3 protein-coding genes and 1 pseudogene are annotated in these 6,582 nt (G+C 40.4%); 3 read left to right on the forward strand and 1 reads right to left on the reverse strand.

Features of this window, described 5'->3' with window-relative positions; genetic code table 11:
- On the forward strand, positions 1-604 hold a 604-nt coding region (locus G3T18_RS24065), incomplete at its 5' end, for a hypothetical protein (protein ID WP_224413134.1).
- 343 nt (positions 605-947) lie between these two features.
- Here G3T18_RS24065 and G3T18_RS24070 read toward each other — a convergent pair.
- The gene (locus G3T18_RS24070) at positions 948-3,614 is read right to left on the reverse strand and encodes a formylglycine-generating enzyme family protein (protein ID WP_224413135.1); all 2,667 of its coding nucleotides are present in this window, start codon (positions 3,612-3,614) and stop codon (positions 948-950) included.
- A 297-nt stretch (positions 3,615-3,911) separates the two neighbouring features.
- Here G3T18_RS24070 and G3T18_RS24075 point away from each other — a divergent pair, with 297 nt between their 5' ends.
- On the forward strand, positions 3,912-4,484 hold the full coding sequence (locus tag G3T18_RS24075) for a putative Ig domain-containing protein (RefSeq protein WP_224413136.1): 573 nt from the start codon (positions 3,912-3,914) through the stop codon (positions 4,482-4,484).
- Positions 4,376-6,582, forward strand: a pseudogene (locus G3T18_RS24080) (RHS repeat-associated core domain-containing protein); the annotation flags it as partial. The gene G3T18_RS24075 and the pseudogene G3T18_RS24080, both read left to right, overlap by 109 nt.

Raw genomic sequence — 6,582 nt, forward strand, 5'->3', positions numbered from 1 at the left:
TCTTCAAGGTGATGAATATCTCGCTCATATCAATCAAGAATTTGTTTGGCAAGTAACCGCCACTGATAACCTGAAAGTAGAGAGTTTACAACTCGAAGTTAATAATCTCCCTGTAGCCCTTGACAAAAATGCTCTAGCTCGGTTTACTCCAGATGTAGTTGGGGATTTAACGGCAGTCGCCATTGCTACTGACACTGCCGGGAACACTGCACAAACAACGGTAATTGTCAAGGTTATTGACCCCAATAGTCCCGAATTTAATGACCCAGATGCACCAGAAATTAATTTAGATTTGAGTAATCTTGTTGAGGGGGTAATTACTGAAACTCAATCAATAATGGGGACGGTTGATGATAGTAATTTAGATTATTATGTACTGGAAGTAACACCGATAAATGGAGATGGTGAATGGCTAGAAATTCATCGGGGTACGAATTCGGTAGTTTCAGGAGTTATCGGTGAAATTGACCCTAGTTTACTGCTCAATGATAGCTATCAATTACGCTTGCGAGCAATGGAATCAAAGATCATCAGGTACCAGAAACGAAGATCGAGACTTTTATCAAATGCGAATACAAGTTCAAGGAGATCGTGGTCGGGTTGAAGAATCAATAATAGGAATAAATAGACCTGACCCAGGTGTTCTTAAAAGACAAATGAATGTAGCAGCCAGTCAGCTATTTATTATGGCTCAGTCTGGGTCAATAAACAACTTACCTGATGAACATATTCCTGCTGTAGGTGCAGGTCTAGGTCACTTAACTACCTTTATTAACAAGGCAAATGGAATAAGCCAGGGTGGAACTGTCCAGACAGCTCAGTGGGACCAGCCATCAGGAAGGGATATACGTACGGGAGCTAACAGACAAAGTGTTAGACCACCAGGAAAATATAGAACCGATCTAGAAAATATGCGTGGTACTAATCTCAACAGATAAAAACAAACCTTACATAAAACTGGCTATACGAAAACCAACATCAGAATATCTGATGTCACATTTGCGAAACTCGTCATTACGGTTAGCAGAGCGACATCGAAAAACATTACTTTTCCATCCTCCTCCTCGAATTGGGACATACTCATCACTTCCCCCAATTCGAGACTTATCATCATTATGAGCATCTTGATAATCGTGATGCCAATTATCAGCACAAAATTCAAATACGTTCCCATGCAGATCGAATAAACCAAAAGCATTGGGCGGAAAACTGCCTACAGGCAAAGTCTCTTGTCTAAAAATACCAACAGGCTCATCTTTGTAAGAATATTTTTCACCATTGTAATTAGCAAGGTCAGTTGTAATTGTTTCTCCAAAATAAAAAGGGGTTGTTGTATTAGCACGACAAGCATATTCCCATTGTGCCTCGGTCGGAAGACTATATAATCTACCTGTATACTGCCAAAGACGAGCGCAAAACTCGATTGTCTCTTGTTTAGTAATGTTTTCTACAGGTCGATTATTACCCTGAAAATGGCTTGGTTCGAGGTCTAAATCTAGTCTGACCTTTGGTAAAGAAGCAACAGCCCGCCATTGCGCCTGAGTAATCGGGTATTTACTAAGAAAGAAAGGCGATACTTTGACTAAATGCTGAGGATTTTCCTCACCACCGCTATCAGCAGTTCCCATGAGAAATTCTCCACCTGGAATAGCTACCATTTCCAGACTGATATTATTCCCTAAGTCTTCCGTGAACACTTGGGCTTGTTTCTTCTCTGTAGCTATAATTTCTCCTTTGAAATTAACAGTGACAACTTCAAATTCATAACTTAGCAAAGATTTTAAATTGATATAGTTTATTGCTGGTTCTTGAGAAGAAGTAACACTGTTACTCAAGTCAACTTTATCGTAGAGATTCGTTCTTAATAGTTCGTATTGATCTTGTGGTGTAAGTGAATATTCATTTAGTTCGCAATTAATTCGTTCGTAACCAATGTTTTCAATCAAAATTTGTGTAATATCGGCATAATTACCTTCTAATAGCCATTGAGTTTCCCACTGGCTTGGATGAACCTTACCGTATTTTTCGGGCAACCTGACATTCTCAAAGGCATAAACGCTAAATCCATCTGCAAATTGAATAGCCGGACTTCCTTCTCCATGCAAACGTCCTTTGTTATCAAAAGATATTTCAGTAGGGCGATCGCAAATAATACAAGCATTTTCATAAAACCATACCGAACCACAATGGGTCATTAGCTTCTCAAAAGCATTCCATTTTTGTAGGTCTATAGTGCATCTCAATTCGGAAATACAAAAGTCTATTTCAGATAACCTGGCAAAAGACCCTGTAACTATATTGCAATCACCAACAGCACTTATTCGGTTACTTTCTCTAGGGGAAAACCTTTCAAGATATCCTGTAACTATTTTGTTCCAATCAACACTCATTTCGTTACTATCATTGGAGGATAAGGAAATTTCTTCGTCAAAATCTTCTTCCTCGTCTTTAAAATCTTCTTCTTCATATGTCCAAATAAAATTCATTTGTGTTTCTAATAATTTACAAATTATTGAGCTTTGCATAAAATAAGGAAACTTAAATATTTCATCACCCAATCTTAGCCAGATACCGTCTAGCTGATTTTCCAAAGAGCTAAGAAAAACATCCCAAAAGTTTTTCCAAACTTCAGAGGCAAGAGATTTTCCAATATTCTCTGAAAATTTTTCTTCACGATCCATCTTATAAATTACAGCACCAGGACTATCAAACAAAAGAATTTCTGGTTCGGGATAATCCATAAGTTTATAAATTTTTTTGACTGCCTGAATTGCTCGTCCGGAGTTAATTCTTTCTGTTAAAAAACAAATTTGCCGCCACTTTTCTATGTAAAGGATTAATTCTGAATCTCCAGCTTTAGTTAACCATTTTGAAGCCCATTGGTTAAGCTTTAGCTTGCCATACTTGGGAGGTAATACAGTTCCTTGATAAGCATAGATACTATAACTATCTCTAAATTTGATAGCAGGTTTTTCTTCAGCGTGGAGCTTCCCTGCTTGATTCCAGTTTATCTCGGTTGGACGTTCAATTATGATTACCAAGTTCTCAAAAGCAAGGTACAAACTAATATTTTCAAAAAACTGTATGTATATTTCGTAGTCTTCCTTCTTAAACTTAACTCCAATTTGTCGAGCAAATTCAAAATAGCAAGCATAACTAAGCTGTGTTAAATCAAAACTTATTTTTGGCTTTTTTTTACCAAATTGTTTTTGAATCTTATTTTCTAATGGAAACCAAAATTGATCGTATAATTGTTCCCAAAATGGAACTCTAAGTCTAGCTTCCATTTCTTCTCGTATATTACTCTTGAGCTTTACCTGTACTTGCTTTTGTAGTTTTTGACCAATTCTTTCATCAATTAAGCCATAAAGCTGTAATCCTAATGATTCTTTACTTTTCTTTTTTTGTAGAAGTGTTTGATATGCTGTGCTTGGAGAATCAACAATTATAATTTCTGGAATCGCATACTCCCAATATCTGTATACTTCTTCAATTACCTCTTTAGCTTTTCCCCTTTTAATAGGCCGTTTTATGACGTTGAGCCATTTCTGTTGTATTAGATAGAACAGAATATTTTGCTCTGGTATTAATTGTGTAATCAAATCTTGTGGCATTAAATCTATATCAATAACTTTATTTATTCCATGTTATAACATCTAAACCAAAGCCAAAAAATGAATAGACTCAATAATCAATGGGAAAAAATAACTAAAAACCTAAAATCACATCTATTCATTATTCATCTAGGGGTTTGATTATCATTCGTTCAGAAAGTTACACCACAGCGCGCAGCGCTGTGGTGTTGGCGTTAGACGTTCGCTCTTATTTGCGTAAATAGGTTGAACTAAGCCGAAGAGTCACCTCTGCGACTTAGTTCAACCGCTCTACCCCTTAATGCCCCGCCAGAATTTTTGACAACTGCACCAGAAGTGGTCTTAAATGTTGGAGATTCTCTGGTTGATCGCGCTCGGGCGAATGACCCGGATGCCGAGAAAGTAACTTACAATTTAGTCAACGCACCTTCTGGCATGAGCGTCGATGCCGATGGCGACTCTTTAACCTATTCCCTAAATAACGCACCAAGCACGGTTACGATTGATGCAGAAACAGGGCTGTTGAGTTGGACTCCAACTACAGTCGTCGATAACCTTGAATTTGAGATTAAGGCGACAGACGATCGCGCTGCCTCCACTGTACAAAAAATTAATCTGACGGTAAATCCCGCACCTTTATTGCCACCTTTGAATTTAGATACGGTTCCCCAAACTGCGGTGAAAATCGGCTCGGCTTATACTTATCAATTACCATCGGGTTTCAATTATCATCTCACTGCCGCTCCAGAGGGCATGACCGTGTCTGAAAGTGGTTTAGTGAGTTGGACCCCACACAAAGTGAAATCGGTCTTCACGATGTCGTTATCGAGGTCACAGACAACAATGGCGATCGCGTCACCACCTTCGACTATTACTCCGATGGCAACGTAAAAAACATCGAAGACGATTTAGGCAACAAAGGCAGCTACACCTACTACCCTAACGGTAACATCAACAGCGAAACAGTGACTGTTATCACCACCGAAGGGGAGCAAACAGTAGAGACTACCTGGACTTACGATACTGAAGGTCGAATTGAATCCCTCACCGATTCCGATAACCAAATCGAATATCGCTATGACAGCAATGGTAATTTAATTAAAGTCATTGAAGGTTCGGATGAAACTGAATACCGCTATAACCAAACGGGACAACTTGTCGAGACGATTTATCCCGACGACACCCCAGATAACTCTGATGATAATCCCCGTGCTATAACCGTTTACGACCGAGGGGGTAGGGAACGAGCAAATATTAGTTCAAACGGTCGCGTCACCCAGTTTGAATATGATGCTGTAGACCGCTTGACGGCAACGATTTATCCCGACGACTCGTCAAATCAAGTCGAACAGCTAATCGCAGCGATCGCTCCTGACCAAACTCCCGAAACAATCGACTGGACGACGGTCATCTATCCCGACTCGACTCCTGCTTATCTTGTGGGTCGCCCTCGTACTAGCACTGAATATTATCAGAACGGTTGGGTTAAGGCAGAAATAGATGAAATCGGCGATCGCGTTGATTATAAGTACGACCCGTTAGGTCGTGAAATTGAGGTTCGTTATGATGAAAACAATTATCTCACTTACTCTTATAATTCTCTCGGTAGTAGCAGGACGGAAAGTTTATACGCTGAAGGTACAATAACCGAGAATGTTTATGACTCCTTGGGGAATTTGGTAGCCGTTACTAACCCAAATAACCATACTACTGAGTATGAATATACTCCAGAAGGTTTATTGAAAGCGATCGTCGATGCTCGCGACGGACGTACCGAGTACGACTATTACGATTCTGGCAATCTCAAGAGTATTAAAGATGCTCTATCCCAAGTAACGACTTACGAATACAACGACCCCCAAGGTCGCCAAACAGACGTTATTCTTCCCGATGGCAAGCGTTCGACTACCGCGTACAATGATGAAGAAAATTCGGTGAAAGTAACGGATTTCAATGGAGAAACTATTGAGTTCGTTTATGACGAATTTGGCGAATTACAACAAAAGAATTTTCTTTCTGATGGAGCCTTGGTGACTTACGACTATGATGCCCAGACGCGCACTGAAACTATAGAGAGCGATCGCGGTACGACAGTTTACAAGTATGATGAGTTCGGTCAGTTGCTTTCTCGTACCGATCCAATCGGTCCTTTTATTTCTGGTAGCGGTGCAAGTATCGAGTACGGGTATGAGAATGGGATTCTGGTGGAGTTAAAAACTCCCAATCGCACGGTTACTTACGATTACTATTCTGATGGCACTTTGAAGTCAGTGACAGATTCTCAAGGAACGACGACTTACCACTACTCCGATGAGGGCGCTCTTTATAAAACTGTGTTTCCGAATAGTGTAGCAGAGGTTGTCGAGTACGACGATTTGGGAAGGGTAGATCTTGTCAAGATGGTACGCATGGATGCGGATACTGGGGAGGAATTGGAGGCGATTGCCAGTTACGATTACGAGGTTGATGCTGCGGGAAATCGTCGGGAGGTGGTTGACCATAACGGTCGAAAGGTTGAGTACGAGTATGACGAGTTGAATCGTTTGACAAGGGAGAAGATTGTCGAGCCTAACGCAGAAGAGCGCATTATTACTTATGTTTATGATGCGGTGGGAAATCTCGATTATAAGACTGATTCTGTGGAAGGGGATACAGATTACGATTACAACAATCTCAACCAATTGATTAGTTCCACCGCTGATAGCGTAACTACGATTTACACTTACGACGATAATGGCAATCTCAAGTCGCGGACTCGAGGCGATCGCTCTGTTGAGTACGATTGGGAAAATGATGGGGAAAATCGATTGGTGGGAGTTACTGTTATTGAGGATGGAGAGACCACAGAGATTGAGTACGAGTATAACGAGCGGGGGATTCGGGTTGGGGAAGTTGTTGATGGTGTTGCTTCGCGTTATCTGATTGATGAATTGCGACCTTATGCTCAAGTCTTGGAGGAATACGATGGTAGTGGTTCTCTAGAAACTGC

The organism is Oscillatoria salina IIICB1 (assembly GCF_020144665.1).
Taxonomy (GTDB): domain Bacteria; phylum Cyanobacteriota; class Cyanobacteriia; order Cyanobacteriales; family SIO1D9; genus IIICB1.